Here is a 21,102-nt window from a genome sequence, read left to right as displayed (position 1 = left end):
GACGGAGGCGACGAGACGGCGCGGGCGCCGGGCGAAGAAGCGCGCATCAGAACAGCGCCTTGAGCGCCGGCGCAAGCGCGGGCCACGCAGCCATGCCCAGCGACAGGACCATGAGGGCGGCGAGCAGCACGCCGAGCAGCGGCAGCACTGCCCGGAAAACTGCGCCCGCCGGCACGCGCATGATGCCGCTGACGACATAGACGAGGATGCCGAGCGGCGGCGTCAGCCCGTGGATCATCAGGTTGACGACGAGCACGACGCCGAACTGGATCGGATCGAGCCCCGCCGCCACCGCCACCGGCAGCAGTAGCGGCGCGAGCAGCAGGATCGCCGCGCCGATATCGAGGAAGAGTCCGGCCACCAGCAGCACGAGGTTGGCCAGCAGCATCACCGCATAGGGCCCGGCGCCGAACAGGGTGACGAGCCCGGCCATCTGCTCGGAGACCCGATCGACCGCGAGCAGGAAGGCGAAGGGCGCGGAGGCGCCGATCAGCAGGCCGATCGCCGCCGCCTCCGCTGCCGATTTGCGCAAGGCCGCCAACACGCCGCGCCCGTTCAGGCTGCGCAGCGCGAGGCAGGCAATGACGGCATAGGCGACAGCGAGCGCCGAGGCTTCCGTTACCGTCACCACGCCGAAGCGGATGCCGACGACCACGACGATGCCGAGCCCGATCGCAGGGATGGCGCCGACCAGCGCCCTGCCCCGCTCGGCCGCGCTCGCCTTCGGCGCCGCGTCGACGACGCCGCGCACGCTCAGATGGATTCCGATGGCGAGCGCCAGCGCCAGCACGCCGCCGGCGACAAAACCGCCGACCAGCAGCGAGCCGACCGAGAGATTGGTCGCGCTCGCCAGGATCAGGAAGGCGATCGAGGGCGGGATGATGTTGTCCAGCATCGAGACGCCGGCAACGATCGCCGCCGCGTTCGCCGGCGGATAGCCACGTGACACCAGGGTCGGCGCCATCACCTTGGCGCCGAACGCCGCGTTCGCGACCGAAGAGCCGGACGCGCCCGAGAACAGCACGCTGGCGACGAGCGCCGTCTGCGCCAACCCGGCCCGCCAATGCCCGACCAGCGTCGCGGCGAAGCGGATCAGCCGCTCCGCCAACCCGCCCTCCGTCAACAACTCTCCGGCGAGCAGGAAGAAGGGAATGGCCAGCAGCAGGAATTTGCCGACGCCACCGACCATGGTTTGCACGATCGCTGGTTCCGGCAGCAATCCGCCGAAGGGCCCGGTCAGCGAAACCCCGGCCAGCAACGCGAAGGGCAGCGGCGCGCCGAGCAGCAGCCCCGCTCCGGCGACCAGCGCCGCGACGAGGCTCGGCGTCGGGAAGAAATCGACGGAGAGCTGCGCCAGTCCGTAAAGGGCCGCTCCCAGTACCAGCGAGGCGCCCGCGCCGGCCCAGCCGCGTTCGCGGCCGGCGCGCAGGAGCAGCGCCAGGGCCGTCAGCCCGCCGCCGCAGGCGAAGACCGCGAAGCGCAACGCCTCGGGCAAACCGAGCACGGTCGATTGACCGCCGACGAGCAGCGCGACATTCAGGCCGCCACCGGCCAGCACGAATGCGCCATGGAACGCGATCGCGTCGGCGAGAAGCTCTGCCGCCTTCCGGAGCGGCGCGGGCAGCAGCCTGACCAGCACGTCGAGCCGCATCGCCAGCGTGCCGGTCACCGCCAGCGGCGCGCCGACGGCGATCAGCGCCAGATGCAGCCAGATCGCGAGTTCGTCCGACCAGACGAAGCCGCCGCCGAACAGGTAGCGCCGCAGCACCGCGGCCATCACCACGGCGAAGAGCAGCGACAGGATGGCGGCGCCGACCAGCTCCAGCCCGTTGCGCAAGGCGGCTTCCGCCCGTGCCACCGCCCGCCCGGCGCGGTTTTTCTCTGTCTCGGTCATCCTGCCGCTACGCTCAGCCTCGCAGCCCAGTTCCGGCTTCGGACGCCCGGCGTCAAGCGGCCGGAATTGACATCACCCATGAATTGCCGACAGGAGCGGGCTTGTGGTGCCGACGCGGCCAGTCTTGGATGGCGCCATTGCCGATCAGCGCCCAGGCTTCCCAGAAGACGAGCATGGCTTCCGAAACCACTTCGCCTACCGCCGGCTTCGGCGTGGATCCCGGTTCCGCCTACGACCTCGCCGTCATCGGCGGCGGCATCAATGGCTGCGGCATCGCCCGCGACGCCGCCGGGCGCGGTGCCTCCGTCGTCCTGTTCGAGAAGGACGACCTCGCCAGCGCCACCTCCTCGCGCTCGACCAAGCTGATCCATGGCGGGCTGCGCTATCTCGAATATTACGAGTTCCGGCTGGTGCGCGAGGCGCTGATGGAGCGCGAGCGGCTTTGGGCCATCGCACCGCACATCATCCGGCCGCTGCGCTTCGTGCTGCCGCATCACAAGGGCCTGCGCCCGGCCTGGCTGCTGCGGCTGGGCCTGTTCCTCTACGACCATATCGGCGGCCGCAAGCTGCTTCCCGCCACGCGCACGCTCGATCTGGCGCATGATGCTGCGGGCAAACCACTCAAGGACAACCAGGCCAAGGCGTTCGAATACTCCGACTGCTGGGTCGAGGACGCCCGGCTCGTCGTGCTCAACGCCATGGACGCCGCCGTGCGCGGCACCGCGATCCACACCCGCACCCGCGTCGCCGCGGCGCATCGCGAGAACGGCCTCTGGCGTCTCGAGACGGAGGGGCCGGAGGGCAGGCGCACGGTCTGGGCGAAGGCGCTGGTCAACGCTGCCGGCCCCTGGGTCGGCGAGGTGCTGAGCGGGGTGATCCACACCAATGCCCGGGCCGGCGTCCGCATGGTCCAGGGCAGCCACATCGTCGTGCCCAGGCTCTACGAGCACGACCGCTGCTACATCTTCCAGAATGCGGACGGCCGCATCGTCTTCGCCATCCCCTACGAACAGGATTTCACCCTGATCGGCACCACCGACCGCGACTATCACGGCGACCCGGCCGAGGTGGCGGCGACGCCCGAGGAGATCGCCTATCTCTGCGCCGCGGCGAGCGAATATTTCCGCCAGCCGGTGACGCCGGAATCCGTGGTCTGGACCTATTCCGGCGTGCGCCCGCTCTATGACGACGGCGCTTCGAAGGCGCAGGAGGCGACCCGCGACTACGTGCTGACGCTCGATGCGCCGGAGGGCTCGGCGCCGCTGCTCTCCGTCTTCGGCGGCAAGATCACCACCTATCGCCGCCTCGCCGAGTCCGCCCTCGCCAAGCTCGCGCCGCATGCGCCCTGGGCGGCCCGCGCCGCCTGGACGATGACCGGCGCCCTGCCCGGCGGCGATTTCCCGGTCGGTGGCTTCGACAGGCTCGTCGATGAGATCACCGCCACCTGCCCCTGGCTGGAACGCCGGGCCGCGACACGGCTCGCGCGCAGCTACGGCACACGCGCCCACGACATCCTCGCCGGGGCAAGGAGCCCCACCGATCTCGGCCGTCATTTCGGCGCCGACCTCTACGAAAGCGAGGTCCGTTACCTCATGCGCAACGAATGGGCGCGCCGGGCCGAGGATGTGCTCTGGCGGCGCAGCAAGCTCGGCCTGCGGCTGACGCCGCAGGAACGCGAGGCACTCGACGACTTCATGCAGCAGGCCTGAGCGCTACCCCGAAGAACTGCGAAGCAACAGGCTTGGGACCGGCAAGGACCCGTATGTCCGTCATCGTCGGGCTTGTCCCGGCCAGCCACGTCTTTCCCGGTGCCTGTGGCGTTCAAGCCGTGGATGCTCGCCACAAGGGCGAGCATGACGACTTGGCTGTAACGCCCCTCACGCCACCCGGTAGGCGAAGCCCCCGTCCTCGACCGAGACCTTGGCCTCGGTCAGTGGCTTCTTCTCCAGCTGCAGGTTGAGGATCGCGCGCGAGAGCGCCGGCAGCATCGAATTGGTGATGATGTTGTCGATCATGCGCCCGCCCGAATCCGGGTCGTTGCACTGGCCGACGATGTGCTCGACCACCGCGTCGTCATAGACGAAGGCGGCCTTGTGGTTCTCCGCCAACCGCTTGCCGATGCGCCCGAGCTGGAGTCGCACGATGCCGCCGAGCATGTCGGGCGAGAGCGGGTAGTAGGGAATCGTCACCAGCCGGCCGATCAGCGCGGGCGGGAAGACCTTGAGCAGCGCCGGGCGCAGCGCCACCGCCATCTTCTCCGGATCGGGCTTGGCCGCACCGTTCGCGGACATACTCATGATCTCGTCGGTGCCGACATTCGAAGTCAGGATGATCAGCGTGTTCTTGAAGTCGATGCGCCGGCCCGTGCCGTCCTCCATCTGGCCCTTGTCGAAGACCTGGAAGAACAGCTCGTGCACGTCGGGATGGGCCTTCTCGACCTCGTCGAGCAGCACCACCGAATAGGGCTTGCGCCTGACCGCCTCGGTCAGGCGCCCGCCCTCGCCATAGCCGACATAGCCGGGAGGCGCGCCCTTCAGCGTCGAGACGGTGTGCGCCTCCTGGAACTCATTCATGTTGATGGTGATGACGTTCTGCTCGCCGCCATAGAGCGCCTCCGCCAGCGCCAGTGCCGTCTCGGTCTTGCCGACGCCGGACGGGCCGCAGAGCATGAACACACCGATCGGCTTGTTCGGATTGTCGAGCCTGGCGCGGTTGGTCTCGATGCGTTTGGCGATCATGCCGATGCCGTGCCCCTGCCCGACCACGCGCTTGTTCAGCGTCTCGGCGAGGTTGAGCACCGTCTCGATCTCGTCCTTGACCATCCGGCCGACCGGGATGCCGGTCCAGTCCGAGACGACCGAAGCCACCGACTGCTCGTCGACATGGGCATAGATCATCCGGCTGGCGGGATCGATCTCGCCAAGTGCCGCGAATTTGGCGTTGAGCGCGGCGCGAGCCTCTTCGGGATCGATGCTGGGTTCGGCAGCAGGCGCGCCCGCTTCAGCCGGCGCAGGCGCGACATTCTCGTTCGCCTCCTGCTTGGCGGCTTCCTTTTTCGCCTCCCCGCCCGGCGCCTTCTCGCCGAGCTTGGCGCGCAGTGCCTTGATCTCCTCGACGATGGCGAGTTCGCCCGCCCAGGCGCTTTCGAGCGCAGCAAGCTTCTCCTGCCGCTCAGTAATCTCGGCCTCGATCTCGCCGAGACGCTTGGCGCTGTCGGTGCCGAGATCGGCATCCGCCGTCAGCGCCGCCTTCTCCTGCTCCAGCGCCGCGATCGCGACGCGCGCATCCTCGATCGCGGCCGGGATCGCGCTCTGGCTGATGGCGACGCGGGCGCAGGCCGTGTCGAGCAGGCTCACCGCCTTGTCGGGAAGCTGCCGCGCCGGGATGTAGCGATGCGAAAGCGAGACCGCCGCGACGATCGCCGCGTCCGAGATGCGGACCTTGTGGTGCTTCTCCATCGGGCCGATCAGCCCGCGCAGCATGGTGCAGCAGCGCGCGACGTCGGGCTCGTCGACCTGCACCGGCTGGAAGCGCCGGGTCAGCGCCGGGTCCTTCTCGAAATACTGCCGGTATTCCGACCATGTCGTCGCCGCGATGGTGCGTAAGGTGCCGCGTGCCAGCGCCGGCTTCAGCAGATTGGCGGCATCGCCCGTGCCGGCCTGCCCACCGGCGCCGATCAGCGTATGCGCCTCGTCGATGAACAGGATCACCGGCGTCGGCGAGGATTGCACCTCGTCGATGACAGAACGCAGCCGCTGCTCGAATTCACCCTTCATCGAGGCGCCGGCCTGCATCAGGCCGATATCGAGCGCGCAGACCCTGACACCCTTGAGCGGAGGCGGCACGTCGCCCGCCGCGACACGCTGGGCGAAGCCCTCCGCGATGGCGGTCTTGCCGACGCCGGCCTCGCCGGTGAGGATCGGGTTGTTCTGGCGCCGGCGCATCAGCACGTCGATGACCTGGCGGATCTCCTCGTCGCGACCGAGGATCGGGTCCATCGTGCCTGAGCGCGCCTTGACCGTCAGGTCCTGCGAGAAGCGGTCGAGCGCGGTCGTGCCCTTCGGCCCTTCGGCCTGCTCCGCGCCCGGCGTGCCGGTGGCGCGCAGCCCCGAGCCGTCCATCGGCCGCAGATTGTCCTCTTCCGAGCCCTGCCAGATCTTGCCGTAGCCGGCGGCGAGTTCGTCGACCGGGATCCTGACGAGCTCCTTGGACAGCCCCGCCAGCGCCCGACGCAGATCGTTCGACTTCAGCGCAGCGACCAGCAGGTGGCCGGTCCTGATCTGCGTCTCGCCGAAGAACAGCGTCGCATAGTGCCAGCCACGGTCGAGGATATCGACGATAGGGTTGGCGATGCCCGGCATCTCCGTCTCGTTCTTGCGGAAGCCCTCGACGACGCCGCCGAGATCCATCAGCAGCCTGGCCCGGTCGAGCTTGAAATAGTCGGCGGTCAGGGTCAGGTCGTTGGCGCCGCCCTGCAGGATCTGCAGGAGCCAATGGGCCAGTTCGACATTACGGTTGCCTGCCCCCTTGGCCTGCCTGAGCGCTTGAAGGAAGCTGTCGTAACCGACCCGGTTGAGCTTGCCCGTGACGGCTTCGAGGCTGATGTCGGGCATGGTCGTCCCCTTCACTGTCCGGATGCGCGCGGCCCGGCCGCCGCAGCGGCGCGGCTCCGCTTCAGGCGCAGGCTCTCGGCGGGATGGAAGCGGGCGTCGCGGCGCAGCGCGCCAGGCTCGACATTCCAGTTCGGCGCCATCCAGCTCGTCCAGCCGAGATGGCCGGACTGGCCGAGCCGGACCGGCCTGACCTCGCCGACCGGCAGCGCGAGCTCGACCTCCCATTCGAACTGCGCGCCGAGATGGAAGAATACCGCATCGGCCAGCGGCTCGCAGCGATCGCCATCCGGCAGGAAGCGCTCGAATTCGCCGAGGTCGCCAGCCACGATCTTCACCCGGAACTTGTCCTCGACGCTGTAGACGCTGGCGCCGAGCAGCGCGTCGCCGCCGAGCCTGCAATGCGCCGCCCCGAGCCGCGTCCGGTCGGCCGGATCGAAGACGAGGCGCATGCCGACGAACTGCTCGATCTCGACCTCGGCCTCGAACAACCCGGCGAGGAAGCGCCCGAGCCGCGAGGCCGATTTCGCCTGTGCACCGATCAGCCCAGCATAAGCGAGCTTCTCGGCATCGGGCACGCTGTCGCGGTCGAGATAGGGCCGGGAACCGACCCCGATCATGCTGCCGAGATAGGCGGCGAAGCGATCGCGCTCCGGCCGGTCATGCTGGACGATAGGCCGGGAATCCGCCCAGGCCCGGTAGAACAGCTGCAGGAAGCGGTGGTTGAAGATGTCGAGGAAGCGCGGAAAGGCATCGTCGCGCGCGAGCTGCCAATGGTAGCTCTCCTCGGTCGTCGCCAGCGGCAGCGCGCCTTGCGGCCCGAGCAGGCCGAGGAACTTGACGAGGAGCCTGAGACGCCCCTGCCCGTCCCGGTCCGCTGCGGCGATGGTCGATGCGGGAAAGTCGAGGAAGGCGGGTTCGCCCAGCGCGACATATTCCTCCTGCCGCGAGGCCACGTCGCCGATGCGCGGCCGCTCGGGGAAGCTACGCTCCAGCCGGCGCATCACCGCGTAGAAATCGAAGCGCCAGGGCTCGGCTTCGAGCTGCGCCTGGTAGCTCGGGGGCTTCTCCAGCGGCGTGGCGGCGTCGTCCGTCACAGGATTCGCCTCGCTCCGGCGCGCGGCGGAAAGCGCATCACCTCGCCGCGCTCCACCGTGCGGATCACGGTCTGGGTGAAATGGTTCATCGCCGCGTATTCGGCGAAGAAACGGTCGAGCACCGCTCCGAGCAGGAAGACCCCGGAGCCTTCGAACGCCTTCTCGTCGAGCAGCACGGTGATCTCCAGGCCGCGCGCAGCGCCCGTGCCGGCCCGCTGCGGAAAGCGGCGCACCACCACACGGCTGTCGACATCCTTGATGCCGCGGATGCGCCGTTCGGTGGCGCTGTCGGCGAGATCGGCGAAGAGCGAGAGCAATTCGCGCAGCGCCTCGCCGTTCCGCCCGGCTCCGCGCTGGACGAGGCCGAGCTGGTTGAGGCTCAGCAGGTTGATCAGCCGCCAGGTGACGACGCCGGTCGCGGCCGTCTCGGCCCGGAGCCTGAGCTGGGAAACGATCGGCTCGCGCGGCGGCGTCGGCCCGGCGAGGCAGGCGACGTCGAGCGAGACATTGTCGATCAGCTTGAAGTCGGCACCGCCGATCCCGGTCGGCAGATGCTCGGGCAGATGCCGGTTGGAGCAGAGCGCGCGCACGCTGAGCTCGGCCACCGACGCCGAATCCGACACGCCCGCCGGCTCGACCAGCGACAGGAACATCTCCGTGCCGGTGTAGTCTGAGGCGCGGCCCTGCCGCCGCTCCGCCGAGGAGCGCCGGCGCGGCAGCCGGCGCTGCGTGTAGTGCAGCCCCTGCACCGGCGAGGCGCCCTCGGGCGAGGAATAGAGCGGGTGCACCGGCTGCTTCTCGCGCCCGCCGACATAATGCGCATGGACGGAGAGGATGCTGTGCGGCTCGTAGTCGAGCGCGCGGCTGCGATCGGGCACGACATGGAATTCGTGCTGGTTCGTCCTCACCGGGATGCGGTCGGCGGTCTTCTCGAACAGGTTGATGGCGGGCGCCGCATAGAGCGCGAACATCTCCTTGCGCACCGCGCCCGGCAGCCGGGCATTGACCTCGTCGAAGACGAAGACGACCTCGACCGTCCTGGCGGTGAGCTTCGGCATGACCGCAGCCAGCCCCTCCAGCCGGAAGCCGAGGAACTTGCGCGGGAACCAGAACAGTTCCCGCAGCAGCTCGAAGCCGCGGAACACGCGCGGATCGGCCGGCAGCAGCGCCTCGTCCTCGTCGAAGCCGATCTGTTCCAATCGGCAGCCCTCGGCCGGCGTCACCACCGGGTCGCCGAACGCGTCGAGATGGCGGAAATGGATGCCGATGCAGTTGGCGAAGAGTTGCTCGTAGAGCGCGACCGCATCGCCCTCATTACCCAGCAGATGGACGCTCAGCTCCCGGGTGCGGCAGCCGGCGAACCAGCTCGCCGGGTTCTTGAGCGCCTCGGCCGACGAAGGTTCCTGCGCAGGATCGGCCATGACGCGATGCGTCAGAGTCAGGCGCAGGCCAGCCAGCGCGCGGCCCCCGGCCCTGATGCCGAGCGCCTGCAGCCCGCCCGGCGCCGGAATGTACTCGGCCGCCGCGATCTCGAAGGGCCAGAGCGTGATGTCGGCGCCCAGCCGATAGCGACAAGCGATGCGCCGGTCCCGCTCGAGATAGGTGGCGTCGATATAGGAGCCGCGCGGAATCCGGACGCCTTCGCGCAAGCCTGGGTCGGAGTAAGGCGGCGTCAGCCCCGCCAGCAGCGCCGACGGCGTCGGCGCGAGATAGTTCGGCAGGAGCTGCTCGAGGAGGTTGTTCGTGAATTCGGGGAACTCGTGCTTGAGCTTGAGCTGTACCCGGGCGGCGAGGAAGGCAGCGCCCTCCAGCAGGCCGCCGACCATCGGGTCCATGCGCTCGCCGACGAGCCCGCCGAGCCGTTCCGCGATGCCCGGATATTCCTCGGCGAACTCCTTGCTGTGCTCCATGAAGAGCCGGAGTTCCTGATTGTAGAGATCGAGAAACTCCTGGTTCATCGCCTCACCGCCCCCTGATCGCGATCTTGCCGGTATCGAGCTCCAGATCGGCGACGAACTGGATCGGCACGTTGAGCGGCTCGCAGTTCAGGTCCGCCCGCACGAGGAAGCGCACCTTGAGCTCGGCGGCGTCGAGCGTGTCGTCGCGCACCACCGCGATCGTGTCGCGGATCAGGCGCGGCTCGTAGCCGCTCAGCACCTCGGCCAGGTCGCTGCGGATGGCGTCGACGCGGTGCTCGTCGATCGACAGCCGCGTCATGTCCGGGAAGCCATGGTTGAGGATCGAGCGCCGGACATGCTCCATCCCGGAGAGGTCCATCGCCGAGGCGAGATTGACCGTGTTGACCAGCGCCTCGAGATCGATCGCGATCTCGCGCCTGAGCTTCGGCTCGGAGATGGCCGCGCGCGGCGCGGAGCGGCGCTGGGCGATCACCCTCTCGCCGCCCTCGTCCCTGAGGTCGAGCGCGGTCTTCGCATCCTTCTCCAGATGCGCCTCGCGGAAGGCGAACATCAAAGGCGGCCGCAACCGCTTCTTCGCGACGGGATCGACCATGGCACGGCGTCCGAAGGTAGGGCGCCCCGGCTCCATCCCGGGGCCGGGGCGCGCGGTTTCAGGCCTTCGAGGTGCCCTTGACGTCCCACTTCATCTCGACGGCCGAGTCGAGCGACTGATCGTCCTTCTGCGGCCGGTACTTGAACTCGATCTTGGCGTAGTTCAGCGAGAACTGGTCCGTCGGGATGCTGGGGCCGCCCGCCGCGTCGCCGGACTGATAGCTCGACACCAGCAGGTCCTCGAGCGTCACCGTGTAGTATTCCTGCGGCGTGTCGCCCTGCTTGCGGACGTAGAGCACCGCCTTCTTGATGTACTTGCCGCTGGCGCAGAACATCGCGAGGTTCGGCGAGGCCTTGCTCACCGGCGCGGTGAAGTGGATGTCCTGGAAGCTCGCTTTGCCCGCGCCGCCGCCGGAATTGGAGGCGTAGGAGCCGGCATTGGCGATGCCCCAGGAAAAGGAATCGACCGCGATCGTGTCCTTGTGGGTCTTGTCCTTGGTTTCGCCCTTGATCTCGTCGATCTTGAGCAGGAAGTCGTTAGCCATGTTTCCCTCCAGGGTGGGGTTGCAGGACCGCCCGCCGCAGCGCGCGGGTTGCGGGCACACGTCTCCTGTCGCGCCGGTTCGAGCGGCCGGCGTCGCGGATCCTCGTCGTCGCCGTCACCTGCGGATCAGGTGACGGTCACTGCTTGGGAGCCGGCAGTCGCGAGACCAGGCTCAGGCCGATATCCATGCCTTCGAGCTGGAAGTGCGGCCGCAGATAGAACTTGGCCGAATAGTAGCCAGGGTTCTCCTCGTCGTCGAAGACGTCGATGCGCGCATCGGAGAGCGGGCGCCGCGCCTTCGTCTCCTCGCTGGAATTGATCGGATCGCCGTCGACATATTCGGTGATCCACTCCTGCAGCCAGCGTCGCAGCGGCTCCTTTTCCTTGTAGGAACCGATCTTGTCGCGAACCATGCACTTCAGGTAGTGCGCGAAGCGCGAGACCGCGAACATGTAGGGCAGCCGGGCCGAGAGGTTGTCGGAGGCGGTCGCCGCCACGCCGTCCGGCCCGGAATAGGCCTTGGGCTTGTAGAGCGACTGCGCGCCGATGAAGGCCGCCTTGTCGGTGTTCTTGCGGTGGATCAGCGGGATCAGGCCGGATTTCGCCAGCTCCGCCTCGCGCCGGTCGCTGATCGCGATCTCGGTCGGGCATTTCAGATCGACGCCGCCATCATCGGTCGGGAAGGTATGGGTCGGCAGGTTGAGCACCTCGCCGCCCGACTGGACGCCGCGGATGCGCGTGCACCAGCCATATTCCTTGAAGGCGCGGTTGATGTTGACCGCCATCGCATAGGCGGCATTCATCCAGGCGTATTTCTCGCCCCGGTGGCCGTCCGTGTCCTCCTCGAAGGCGAATTCCTCGACCGGTTCGGACTTGGCGCCGTAGGGCACGCGCGACAGCACGCGCGGCAGGCACAGGCCGACGAAGCGGGAATCCGCGGCGTCGCGCAGGCCCTTCCAGGCGGCGTAGTCCGGCGTATCGAAGACCTTGCCGAGATCGCGCGGGTTCGACAGCTCTGTCCAGCTGTCCATGCCCATCAGCATCGGGTCCGCCCCGGTGAAGAAGGGGGCATGGGCCGCGGCCGCGACCTTCGAGAGGTCGCGCAGCAATTGCACATCCGTCGGCACATGGCTGAAGTGATAGTCGCCGACCAGGCAGCCAAAGGGCTGGCCGCCGAGCTGCCCGAACTCCTGCTCATAGACCTGCTTGAACAGCGGGCTCTGGTCCCAGCGCGCACCGGGGAAGGTCTTGAGGTTTCGGTAGAGCTCGTTCTTGGAGACGTTCATCACCTTGATCTTCAACTGCGAGTCCGTCTCGGAGTTGAAGACGAGGTAGTTGAGCCCGCGCCAAGCGCTCTCGATCTTCTGGTATTCGGGCGCGTGCAGCACCTCGTTCATCTGCTCGGAGAGCTTGGCATCGAGCCGGGCGATCATCTCCTCGATCGTGTCGATGACGTCGGTCTTGATCAGGCTCTGATCCGCCAGCGCCTGGTTGACCAGGGTCGCGACCGCATTCTCGACCTCGGTCGCCGCCCGCTCCGTCTTGGGCTTGAAGCTCTGCTTCAGGATCGCCGAGAAGTCGTCGACCTCGCGGGTCTCTACAGCCGCTGTCCCGGGCTGCTGGGTCTGTGCTTCCGCTGCCATTGCCGCCTCGCTCGCTTAACCGCCCAGCGGACCCGCGATCGCCTCGCCTTCAGCCGGAACCGCCCGAATGCGAAGAACCCGATCGTTTCGACACCGTGAGAGGCTGACTCCTGCGGGAAACCGGTTCCCGCCTTTCGCACAACGCTCTCGCGGCGGGCCCGCGCCCTGCCCTCAGTTCGCCTTGTCCCCGGACGGTTCGGCCTTGCCGAGCCTGTCCTTGAGCGCCGCCATCAGCTGCGGATCGGCGAGAAGCGCCTTGATCTGGTCGCTGGCGGCCATCTTGCCGTCCATGTAGCGCAGCAGGTTGGCGAGCTGCTCGCGCGCCTCCAGGAGCTTGGCCGTCGCCGGGATCTGGCGGGCGACGGCAGCCGGGCCGAAATCCTCGAACTTCGAGAATTTGAGCGCCACCGAGAGCTTCTCGTCGCCGTTCCCGCCCAGCTTGTTGGGCACGTTGAAGGCGACGGCGGGCTCGATCGCAGCCATGCGCTGATCGAAATTGTCCATGTCGAAATCGAGGAACTTGCGCTGGCTGATATCCGGCTTTTCGACCGCGGAGGCGTTGCCGGACAGGTCCGCCAGCACGCCCATCACGAAGGGCAGCTCGATCTTCTGCTCGGCGTTGTAGGGGTCCTCGTAGGTGATATGCACCCGAGGCGGTCGGTTGCGGCGGATGAACTTCTGTCCTGAATCCCCGGCCATGTGACGTGCCCCTCTGCATTCGTGCCACGCCGACGTAACGTGACATCCTATCCGTTTTCGTCCGTCATCGATATAGTTTCCCGGGCGTCGCGGGAGGTTCAAAGCAACGGCGAAAAATTTCCCTAGCTGTCATCCCCTGGAACCTGCGCGACATCTGGCAGGATATTGCCGAGAAGCGACATGAAATCATGCTGCGCCAGGGCGCAGGCCTTGTCCATCAGGAGCGGCGTCGGATGCGAGGGCTCTGCCAGGCGATAGAAGCTAGCGACCGCCCGCATCGCGTTCACCGCGTCGGCGCGGCTGGCGATCATCGCCCCGCCGGAGCCCGCTTCCACAGCGGATACCGCCTCGGCCTCCGCAACATCGCCGCCGCCCTCGGCGGCCTCCGTCGCACCGGCCTCGCCACTCTCTTCGTCGAGAGCCACGCCGTCATCGGCGTCGCCGGCTTCCGCCGCGTAGCTCTCGGCATCGAGGCCGTCGGGCGCCGGCAGCCGCTCGAGCGGCAGCCGGAACCGGCGGGCCTCGCCGATCTCGATGACGGCCTTGTCGACATGTTCGGGGAACATGATCTGGATCACCTCGATCAACGACTTGCCGATCAGCTGCTGCGCCTGCCCGATAAGCAGGACGGCCGGGCTCGAAGGCTCGGTTTTGCGAAAGTAGCCGAGGCAGGCAGCCAGCGTATCCTTCACTTGGAGGATGTTCGAAACGCTGCCCGGACCGAAGCTGGCGGAGCCCGCTGCCGGCGCCGGCGCACCGCTCGCCGCAGCCTGGGCTCCGGAGGCCTGATGACCCGGAACGCGCCGTGCCACCGCAGCGTCGAGGAAGGTGGCGATCTGGTCGAGCAGTGTCGCCAGGCGCGGAAAGCCGAGCGGATGATCGGCACCGACCTTCTCGCGCCAGATCGCACCCAGCCGGGCGAGCGCGTCGCGCGCCGCGTTGACATGGCCGAGCGTCGCGACCAGCTCCTCGACCTCGACCTCGCCCAGCGCCGCCTGGATCGCGCCGGCATCGGGATGCTGCTCACCCTCGACGAGCCTCGTCTCGCCGCTGGCGACGAGCTGGCTGCGGAACGCGAACGGCCCGATCCGGCGGCTGACGAAGAGCGGCGCATGCTGCAGCGGCAGCACCACCGTCGCCAGCTCATCGAGCCCCTGGAGCGCCACTTCGCGCATGACGACGTCGCCATCCGCCGCGCGCGGATGCACCTCGCCCCAGCGCTCGCCGAGGAGGTCCGCCATGGCTGAGAGGCCGGCCGCGAACCCCGGGACGTCGCGGTTGAGAATGGCCAGCTTCGCCGCGAGCACGAGGAGCCGCAGGTCGCGCGAGCGCTCGAGCAGCCCACCCAGATCGGCGAAGGCCGCCGGAAACTCGATGGTCGAGCGATCGAAGGCGACCTGCCTCCCGTCATCATCGCGGCGGAAATACGATGCCGGCAGCGCGACCTCGAGCCGCGCCGTGACGTTCATGAAGTCGTTGTCGTCCTCGAGATCCGGCCCGCAGGGCTCGGCGGCCGAAACGGGCTTCGTCAGCTCGGCGAAATTCAGGCCCGCCATCATCCACCCCGCTCACAGGACAGGCGGCCCGGGCACGGGCCGCTTCGCCGCATCGGTCAGGCCGCGCCGTTCACTCGGCGCGCAGCCGGGTCTCGACCCGGCGATTGTCGCCGGAGAGCGGATCGGGGGCGATCGGCCGGCTCTGGCCGTAGCCCTTCGCGATCAGCCGCGACGCTTCCACCCCATGCTGGCCGAGATAGCGGACCACGGCCTGGGCGCGGCGCTGCGACAGGTTGAGATTGTAGCCGGGCGCGCCAGCCGCGTCGGTATGGCCCTCGACCATGAAGGTCTGGGCCGAGAGCTGCGGCGCCTTCAGCGCCTTGGCGAACTCGTCGAGATTGAGCTTGGCCTCGGGCTCCAGCACGTCGGAATCGTATTTGAATTTCACCACGAGGTCGAAGGCGCTCGGCGGCTTGACGATCTCGACGGCATGTCCCGCCCGGGCGCATTCGGCCTCGGTGCCGACGCACAGGCCGCGCGTGACACCCGGCTTGGGCGCGGCCGCCGGCCCGAAATGCTTGACGATGTCCTCGGCCTTGTAGGTCTGCGCCGCGGCCGGCCCGGCCACAGAGAGAACCGCAGCGCCGGTCAGTGCGACAAAGGCGATGAAACCGGACCGCTTGCGCATGGGAACCCTCCCGATCACTGGCGCCTCTTCGGCGGGTCAAGACTTAAGAATTCGACGATGACTCTCACTGTTTGTTGCGTCAAGGCGAAAACAGGTTCAAGCGACGAAAGGTTTTATTGATGTCTGCCAGTCTAGGGCAAGGTCAAAGAACCGCGTCATTCACGACGCCGTCTGGCCAAGATCAATTCGCGCTCATCAAGTTCGAAGCCAGCGAAGCTTTGAGCGAATTGTTTACCTATAATATCGAAGCGGCGAGCAACACCGAGAATGCCGACCTGCAAGGGATGATGAGCGAGAAATGCTCGGTCAAGTTCACGCTCAAGAACGGGAGCGAACGCGTCCTGAACGGTACGCTGGTCGACGCGCAATGGCTCGGCAAGCAGGACGATCTCCACATCTACCGCTTCACGCTCAAGCCCTGGCTCTGGCTGCTGTCGCAGCGGGCCGACTGCCGGATCTTCAAGAACAAGACCGCCCTCGACATCATCAAGGAGATATTCCGGAAGGAGGGCTCGGCGAGCTTCGACGATCGCACCAGCGAGACGCTGCAGCCGATCGACTATTGCGTGCAGTATCGCGAGACCGATCTCGACTTCGTGCTGCGTCTGATGGAGCAATACGGGATCTACTACTATTTCAAGCACGGCGACGGCGACCACAAGCTGGTGCTCTGCGACTCCCGTTCGGCCCATGACCTCGTGACCGCCAGCGCCGAGGCCAGCTTCGCCGGCGACAGCTCGACCTTCGCCTTGGTCCCGCCGGGCAGCCGCTTCCCGCGCACCCAGGTCGAGCACCTCACCCAATGGGCGACGATCCGGCGCCTGCGCACCGGCAAGTTCGAGCTCAAGGACTATGATTTCGAGAAGTCGGAATCGGATCTCACCGCCCGCGCCGAGGAAGGCTTCGCCAAGGCCAAGTCCTACGAGGCCTATGACTATCCGGCCGCCTACGTGAAGCGCGACCAGGGCGAGCATTTCGCCCGCGTCATGGCCCAGGCCGAGCAGGCGCAGGACGACCGCCGCCATGCCGCCGGCGAGGCGCCGAGCCTCTACCCCGGCGCGCTGATGAAGGTCAGCGAGCATTCCTGCGGCGACGAGAACGCCGAATATGTCGTCGTCCGCGCGACCCACGCCTTCGGCATCCAGAGCTACCGCTCCTCCGGCCAGCCAGATGAGGGGCTCTATCACGGCTCCTACGAGCTCCAGAAGAGCGACCGGCGCTTCCGGACGCCGCTCCTGACCCCGCGCCCCATGGTCTACGGACCGCACACCGCCAAGATCGCGGGCGAACGCAACGAGGGCGAGGAAGGCGACATCGACGTCGACGAATACGGTCGCGTCTGGCTGCGCTTCCACTGGGACCGCGAGGACGGCTCGACCTCCTGCCGCACCCGCGTCGCGCAGGTCTGGGCCGGCAAGGGCTGGGGCGGCCAGGTGATCCCGCGCATCGGCCAGGAGGTGATCGTCGAGTATATCGAGGGCAATCCCGACCTGCCGATCGTGGTCGGCGCCGTCGTCAACGACCAGCACAAGCCGCCCTACGAGCTGCCGGCGAACAAGACCCAGTCCGGCCTCAAATCGGAATCGAGCGACGGCGTCGGCTTTGCCGACTGCTACAACGAGATCAAGTTCGAGGACCTGAAGGGCCGGGAGGTCCTCGGCATGCGCGCCGAAAAGGACCATGAGGTCGTGGTCAACAACATCGAGACGCGCGAGATCGGCGAGAATTTCCAGGGCGGCGGCTATTCGCGCAAGACCACGCTGAAGAAGGGCGACGACAAGCTCGATGTCGAGAACGGCAAGCTCGACGTCGAGACGCTGACCGAGATCAACCTCAAGGTCGGCGAGAGCAAGATCAGGATGACGCCCGGCAGCATCGAGATCTCCTCGCCCAGCATCACCATCAGGAGCGTCGGCCTGACCCAGGTGAGCAGCGACGGCTCCGTCGTGGTCAAGGGCAGCATCGTGACGATCAACTGAGGAGCCGACCGGCATGTCACGCCTGCGCTTCAGCACCGCCCGCGAAGTGTTCGAGAGCTTTCCCTCGGCGCATGAGGCGGTGACGATGCCGCCGACCGCCGAGCACCCGCTGGCCTTCCTCGCCCGGCTCGCCAAGGGGCCGGCCCCGGCGGAGGCCATCGGCTTCTGCGCCTTCCTGCTGCCGCGGCGCGAGGCCGTCTGGTGGGCGCTCCAGGCCGTGCGCGCGATGCAGCCGCAGGGCACGCAGGACCCCGGCCTCGCCGCCGCCGAAGCCTGGGTGCGCGAGCCCGGCGACGGCACGCGCTTCGCAGCGCTGAAGCTCGCCCAGGCCGGCGACCGCGCCAGCCCCGGCACCTGGGTCGCCTGGGCAGCCGGCTATTCCGGCGGCAGCATGGTCGAAAGCCATGCCGTGCCCTGCCCGCCGGACCTCACCGCCAAGCTGGCGCGCATCGCCGTGCTCAACGCGATCAACCGCCTGCCGTCGCGCGAGCGCGGCAACGCGTTGCGCAACTGTATCGAAGCATGCATTCGTTTGACCGAGGACGAGACCGGCAAGCGCTGAACCGGGGCTGCAAGAAGCCATGCCGCTGACGCTGACCATCGAGAACGAGACGGCGCTGCCCGATGGCGGCCCGCTCAGCGTGACGACCGCCGGTGGACGCGGACTCGACATCGGCCGCGACCAGCATCTCGACTGGGCCCTGCCCGATCCGTCCCGCGCCATTTCCGGCCGTCATTGCGAGATCCGCTTCCGCGACGGAGGCTGGTGGCTGCGCGACATCTCGACCAACGGCACCTTCGTCAATGGCGGCGAGCATCGCGTGCAATCGCCCTACCGGCTTCAGAACGGCGACAGGCTGGAGATCGGCCACTACATCATCGCCGTGACCATTGCGGAGGAGGCCGGACAAGCCGCCGCCCCACCGCCTTCGGCATCCCCGTCCCATGCCCCCGGCGCGCTGTGGGAGGCGAGCGAGGAAGCCGCGCCACCCATCCCCCGCCGCGACCTGATGCCGCCGGGCCATGCCAAACCGGTCCATGCCAGCTTCATCGACTGGGCCGCCGACATCCCCACCGCACCGGCAACGCCCGCACCGGACTCGCCTACCCCCGCGGCGCAGGGGGAGGATTTCGCCTGGGCGCCGCTGCAAAGGCCGCTGCCCTCCGCCGCAGAGCCGGCCGTACCGATCCCGACACCGCGCCGCCCGCTTGCGAACGCCCCGGCGACAAGCCCCTGGGACGAGACCGCGGCGGAGCCGGCTCCGGCCGGAACATCGCCGCAGCAGCCGCCGGTAGTCGATTTCGCGCCTGTGCCCGATACCGCACCGCTGCCGCCGCCGTCATCGATCTCTCCCGCCGATTTCATGCAGCGCTTCGCCAAAGGAGCGGGCGTCGCGCCGCAATCCCTGTCGGCGCAGGATCCGGGCGCCTTCGCCGAGCAGCTCGGCGGGCTCATGCGGCTGATCGCCGAGGAGCTGAAGGCGCTGCTCGCCGCCCGGGCCGAGACCAAGCGCATCGCCCGCAGCGCCAGCCAAACGATGATCCAGGCGCAGGATAACAACCCGCTGAAGTTCTCGCCGACCGTGGACGACGCCCTGCAGCTGATCTTCGGCCAGCCGCGCAGCGGCTATCTCGACGCCAGGCGCGCCTTCGACGAGAGCTTCCGCGACCTCAAGGCGCACCAGATCAAGACCTATTCGGCCATGCAGCACGCCTTGAAGATGCTGGTGGAGGATCTCGATCCCCAGGCGATCGCCGAGGGCACCGCGCCGGAGGGCGGCATCGGCGGGCTGATCGGCTCGCGCAAGGCGAAGATGTGGGACGCCTATGTCGCCCGCTGGGAGGCCAAGACCGCCCCTTACGAAAACGGCCTGCTCGACGCCTTCATGATCTATTTCGCCGAATGCTACGACCGCGGCGGAAAATAAGGGGCGCTTGCACCGTCATGCTCGCCCCTGTGGCGAGCATCCCTGTCTTGGACGCGCCTTTGACCCGGCAAAGACATGGATGGTCGGGACAGGCCCGACCATGATGCCGCTGGGCCGCGCGCCGGAATCTACCGCTTCGCCGCGACCGCGGTGATCTCGATGCCGTAGCCGGGCGAGGCCAGCTTCGCCTCGACCGTGGCGCGGGCCGGTGCGTGGCCCTTCGCCACCCACTTGTCCCAGACCGCGTTCATCTCGCCGATCTTGGCGATGTCGGTCAGGAAGATCTGGACGCTGAGGATGCGCTCCTTGCTGCTGCCGGCCTGCGCGAGCGTGTCCTCCAGCAGCGCCAGAACCTCCTCGGTCTGCTCGGTCAGCGAAGCGCCTTCGGTCTTCTCCGGGACATGGCCGGCGAGGAAGACGATGCCGTTGAAGATGGCGGCGTCGCAGTAGCGGGCAGCCAGCCCGATGCGTTCGATGGTCATGGCGGATCCTGTCGACTTGGGGAGGAAGCCCCCGCTTCACCCGCCCGTCGCCCCAGGTCAAGCCGGCGGCAGCGCTAGGATCTCGCGGATCGCGCGCGGCTGCAGCTGCCGTGGCTCCTTCGCCATCGCCGCCCGATAATAGCCGAGAATGCTGAGCTGCTCATGGGTCGCCCAGATCGACTCGTCGGCACAGGCCTCCTGACTCTCGTCGAAATTCAGGATCATGCCGTATTCCAGGCCCACCCCGCGGATGACCGGAGGCGGCGTCGGCTTGCTGCGCTTCTGCTCGTCCGCCGCCCGGAAGGCCGCGAGCGCGCCGGGCCGCCAGACCCGGTCATAGGCCGCGACGATGTCCGCTTCCGCCGCGCCCCGGCCGGTCAGGACCCGGCTGCAGGCATCGGCGAAGGCATCGGTGAGCCCGTTCGCCTCGGCCGCGGAATCGGCCTTGTTGTAGTCGGCGCGCAGCGGCTCGACATAGGCGAAGAGGTTTTCGAGCTTGCGCGCGGCGGGGCCCGCGAGGAACAGCCAGGGAAAGATGCCGTCGATCGAGAGCTGGCCCGGCAGCAGATGCGCCGCCTGCTCGCCGCCGTCGGCCCGGAAGAATTGGCGCACGGCGGCAGTGCAGCCGACATTCGGCACCGGCAGCATCGGCCGCCTGCGCCGGGCCGGGTCGCGGATCAGCGCCATGAAGCAGAGCGCTTCCGCCACGCGCCCGTTGCGGGCGAGCCCGTGCTCCAGCGCCCGGTCCGGGTCCGAAGAGAAGCGCTCGATGAGCTTGTGGCGGAAGCGCTCGATCCTCGCCTCGTCCCGGTCCGGCACCGTCCGACTTTGCCTGCGGCTTTTGGCCATCGCAGCTCCAGAGAAAGAAGAGATTCAGGATCAACGGCTTGCACCGCGTCCTTGAATCAATTCGGCATCAGCCACCGATCACGACCGTCGGCAAACCCATAACGATCTTGTTGGGCGGCCCGAGCGCCTCGACGATGGTGTCGCCCATCCGGCAAGCCGGCAGGTTGTTGATCAGCACGGTCTGCGAGCCGTCGACGACGACGCCGGGTCCATGCGGCTGCGGGGGCATCAGCGTCAGGCAGTTGTGGATGTCGGCACCGCCCGAGGCTCCGGCGATGGTCGAGCTCATGGCCGAGAGTGCCGCCGTCTTGGCCGCCTCCTCGGCCGCCTTGGCGCCCGGCCCGGCCGGCGTCCCGGCCGCTGCCAGCGTCGCCGCCGCAGCCGTCTGCAACGCCGTGTCCGAGGCCTGCTTGGCGGCCTGGATGCCGGCTGCCGCGGCAGCCGGCACCCCCCGCCAGGCCGGCAGGCCGCCGATCAGCACGGTCGGGCTGCCCGGACCCGGCTGCAGGATGCCCGGCAGCGGGTGCAGCACCGGGTCGAGAATGCGCGCGGCCGGCCCCTTCGGCATCGTCCCTGCTCCTGCTCGATCACGATCGCCGCCACAGGACTGCGCTGAATTTCCGGTTGCCGCATCCTTCAAGTCAATGACGGCAGCTCGCGCAGGGGGGCGCTAGCATTGCTTT

17 protein-coding genes are annotated in these 21,102 nt (G+C 68.1%); 4 read left to right on the top strand and 13 right to left on the bottom strand.

Translation table 11 applies throughout. The features are described from left to right. Nucleotides 1-46 precede the first annotated feature (46 nt). Nucleotides 47-1,894: a TRAP transporter large permease gene (locus tag B5Y19_RS22765; RefSeq protein WP_055730151.1), complete on the bottom strand. Its 1,848-nt coding sequence runs from the start codon at nucleotides 1,892-1,894 to the stop codon at nucleotides 47-49. Nucleotides 1,895-2,067: 173 nt separating this feature from the next. Between B5Y19_RS22765 and glpD the strand changes: the two genes are divergently transcribed. After that, nucleotides 2,068-3,603 carry a glycerol-3-phosphate dehydrogenase gene (gene glpD / locus B5Y19_RS22760; RefSeq protein WP_055730175.1) on the top strand — a complete coding sequence of 512 codons (1,536 nt, stop codon included), beginning with the start codon at nucleotides 2,068-2,070 and terminating at the stop codon, nucleotides 3,601-3,603. A 168-nt stretch (nucleotides 3,604-3,771) separates the two neighbouring features. On the opposite strand, the gene tssH is transcribed toward glpD, so the two are convergent. The 9 genes from tssH to B5Y19_RS22715 form a co-directional block, all read right to left on the bottom strand. Continuing rightward, nucleotides 3,772-6,507 (bottom strand): type VI secretion system ATPase TssH, encoded by a 2,736-nt coding sequence (gene tssH, locus B5Y19_RS22755; RefSeq protein ID WP_055730152.1) that lies wholly within the window; start codon nucleotides 6,505-6,507, stop codon nucleotides 3,772-3,774. Between the two features lie 11 nt (nucleotides 6,508-6,518). Further along, on the bottom strand, nucleotides 6,519-7,508 hold the full coding sequence (tssG, locus tag B5Y19_RS22750; RefSeq protein ID WP_139384524.1) for a type VI secretion system baseplate subunit TssG: 990 nt from the start codon (nucleotides 7,506-7,508) through the stop codon (nucleotides 6,519-6,521). Nucleotides 7,509-7,597: 89 nt separating this feature from the next. Continuing rightward, nucleotides 7,598-9,559: a type VI secretion system baseplate subunit TssF gene (tssF, locus tag B5Y19_RS22745; protein WP_055730153.1), complete on the bottom strand. Its 1,962-nt coding sequence runs from the start codon at nucleotides 9,557-9,559 to the stop codon at nucleotides 7,598-7,600. Nucleotides 9,560-9,563: 4 nt separating this feature from the next. Further along, complete coding sequence (locus B5Y19_RS22740) at nucleotides 9,564-10,112, bottom strand: type VI secretion system baseplate subunit TssE (RefSeq protein ID WP_244555694.1); 549 nt, start codon at nucleotides 10,110-10,112, stop codon at nucleotides 9,564-9,566. Nucleotides 10,113-10,170: 58 nt separating this feature from the next. Beyond that, nucleotides 10,171-10,656 carry an Hcp family type VI secretion system effector gene (locus B5Y19_RS22735; RefSeq protein ID WP_055730154.1) on the bottom strand — a complete coding sequence of 162 codons (486 nt, stop codon included), beginning with the start codon at nucleotides 10,654-10,656 and terminating at the stop codon, nucleotides 10,171-10,173. A gap of 136 nt (nucleotides 10,657-10,792) precedes the next feature. Next, entirely contained in the window at nucleotides 10,793-12,298 is a 1,506-nt protein-coding gene (gene tssC / locus B5Y19_RS22730; protein WP_055730155.1) for a type VI secretion system contractile sheath large subunit, read from the bottom strand. 171 nt (nucleotides 12,299-12,469) lie between these two features. Further along, entirely contained in the window at nucleotides 12,470-12,997 is a 528-nt protein-coding gene (gene tssB / locus B5Y19_RS22725; protein ID WP_055730156.1) for a type VI secretion system contractile sheath small subunit, read from the bottom strand. Nucleotides 12,998-13,119: 122 nt separating this feature from the next. Next, nucleotides 13,120-14,556, bottom strand: coding sequence for a type VI secretion system protein TssA (locus B5Y19_RS22720; protein WP_055730157.1), 1,437 nt, complete (start codon nucleotides 14,554-14,556; stop codon nucleotides 13,120-13,122). Nucleotides 14,557-14,623: 67 nt separating this feature from the next. Continuing rightward, nucleotides 14,624-15,181, bottom strand: a complete 558-nt coding sequence (locus B5Y19_RS22715; protein WP_055730158.1) for an OmpA family protein — start codon at nucleotides 15,179-15,181, stop codon at nucleotides 14,624-14,626. A 119-nt stretch (nucleotides 15,182-15,300) separates the two neighbouring features. Here B5Y19_RS22715 and B5Y19_RS22710 point away from each other — a divergent pair, with 119 nt between their 5' ends. The 3 genes from B5Y19_RS22710 to tagH are packed head-to-tail and all read left to right on the top strand — an operon-like array spanning nucleotide 15,301 to nucleotide 19,088. Then, entirely contained in the window at nucleotides 15,301-17,160 is a 1,860-nt protein-coding gene (locus tag B5Y19_RS22710; RefSeq protein WP_079592152.1) for a type VI secretion system Vgr family protein, read from the top strand. A 13-nt stretch (nucleotides 17,161-17,173) separates the two neighbouring features. After that, entirely contained in the window at nucleotides 17,174-17,722 is a 549-nt protein-coding gene (locus B5Y19_RS22705) for a DUF6931 family protein (RefSeq protein ID WP_055730160.1), read from the top strand. Between the two features lie 19 nt (nucleotides 17,723-17,741). Then, a complete protein-coding gene (gene tagH, locus B5Y19_RS22700; RefSeq protein WP_055730161.1) occupies nucleotides 17,742-19,088 on the top strand; it encodes a type VI secretion system-associated FHA domain protein TagH in 1,347 nt (448 codons plus the stop codon). A gap of 128 nt (nucleotides 19,089-19,216) precedes the next feature. On the opposite strand, the gene B5Y19_RS22695 is transcribed toward tagH, so the two are convergent. From B5Y19_RS22695 to B5Y19_RS22685, 3 genes are all read right to left on the bottom strand, one after another. After that, nucleotides 19,217-19,570, bottom strand: coding sequence for a RidA family protein (locus B5Y19_RS22695; RefSeq protein WP_055730162.1), 354 nt, complete (start codon nucleotides 19,568-19,570; stop codon nucleotides 19,217-19,219). Nucleotides 19,571-19,627: 57 nt separating this feature from the next. After that, nucleotides 19,628-20,419 carry a hypothetical protein gene (locus tag B5Y19_RS22690; RefSeq protein WP_079592151.1) on the bottom strand — a complete coding sequence of 264 codons (792 nt, stop codon included), beginning with the start codon at nucleotides 20,417-20,419 and terminating at the stop codon, nucleotides 19,628-19,630. A 67-nt stretch (nucleotides 20,420-20,486) separates the two neighbouring features. Beyond that, nucleotides 20,487-20,987 (bottom strand): PAAR domain-containing protein, encoded by a 501-nt coding sequence (locus B5Y19_RS22685; RefSeq protein WP_055730164.1) that lies wholly within the window; start codon nucleotides 20,985-20,987, stop codon nucleotides 20,487-20,489. Nucleotides 20,988-21,102 lie beyond the last annotated feature (115 nt).

The organism is Allobosea thiooxidans, from assembly GCF_900168195.1.
Lineage (GTDB): Bacteria > Pseudomonadota > Alphaproteobacteria > Rhizobiales > Beijerinckiaceae > Allobosea > Allobosea thiooxidans.
Note: the sequence above shows the minus strand (reverse complement) of the source record. Positions and strands in the feature narration are given on the sequence as shown.

Coding starts and splice junctions, on each gene's coding strand:
- tagH (WP_055730161.1), top strand. CDS start 17,742: ATGCCGCTGACGCTGACCATCGAGAACGAGACGGCGCTGCCCGATGGC.
- tssC (WP_055730155.1), bottom strand. CDS start 12,298: ATGGCAGCGGAAGCACAGACCCAGCAGCCCGGGACAGCGGCTGTAGAG.
- B5Y19_RS22690 (WP_079592151.1), bottom strand. CDS start 20,419: ATGGCCAAAAGCCGCAGGCAAAGTCGGACGGTGCCGGACCGGGACGAG.
- B5Y19_RS22705 (WP_055730160.1), top strand. CDS start 17,174: ATGTCACGCCTGCGCTTCAGCACCGCCCGCGAAGTGTTCGAGAGCTTT.
- B5Y19_RS22740 (WP_244555694.1), bottom strand. CDS start 10,112: ATGGTCGATCCCGTCGCGAAGAAGCGGTTGCGGCCGCCTTTGATGTTC.
- B5Y19_RS22765 (WP_055730151.1), bottom strand. CDS start 1,894: ATGACCGAGACAGAGAAAAACCGCGCCGGGCGGGCGGTGGCACGGGCG.
- B5Y19_RS22685 (WP_055730164.1), bottom strand. CDS start 20,987: ATGCCGAAGGGGCCGGCCGCGCGCATTCTCGACCCGGTGCTGCACCCG.
- tssG (WP_139384524.1), bottom strand. CDS start 7,508: ATGCGCCGGCTGGAGCGTAGCTTCCCCGAGCGGCCGCGCATCGGCGAC.
- B5Y19_RS22720 (WP_055730157.1), bottom strand. CDS start 14,556: ATGATGGCGGGCCTGAATTTCGCCGAGCTGACGAAGCCCGTTTCGGCC.
- B5Y19_RS22710 (WP_079592152.1), top strand. CDS start 15,301: ATGTCTGCCAGTCTAGGGCAAGGTCAAAGAACCGCGTCATTCACGACG.
- tssB (WP_055730156.1), bottom strand. CDS start 12,997: ATGGCCGGGGATTCAGGACAGAAGTTCATCCGCCGCAACCGACCGCCT.
- tssH (WP_055730152.1), bottom strand. CDS start 6,507: ATGCCCGACATCAGCCTCGAAGCCGTCACGGGCAAGCTCAACCGGGTC.
- B5Y19_RS22715 (WP_055730158.1), bottom strand. CDS start 15,181: ATGCGCAAGCGGTCCGGTTTCATCGCCTTTGTCGCACTGACCGGCGCT.
- B5Y19_RS22695 (WP_055730162.1), bottom strand. CDS start 19,570: ATGACCATCGAACGCATCGGGCTGGCTGCCCGCTACTGCGACGCCGCC.
- glpD (WP_055730175.1), top strand. CDS start 2,068: ATGGCTTCCGAAACCACTTCGCCTACCGCCGGCTTCGGCGTGGATCCC.
- tssF (WP_055730153.1), bottom strand. CDS start 9,559: ATGAACCAGGAGTTTCTCGATCTCTACAATCAGGAACTCCGGCTCTTC.
- B5Y19_RS22735 (WP_055730154.1), bottom strand. CDS start 10,656: ATGGCTAACGACTTCCTGCTCAAGATCGACGAGATCAAGGGCGAAACC.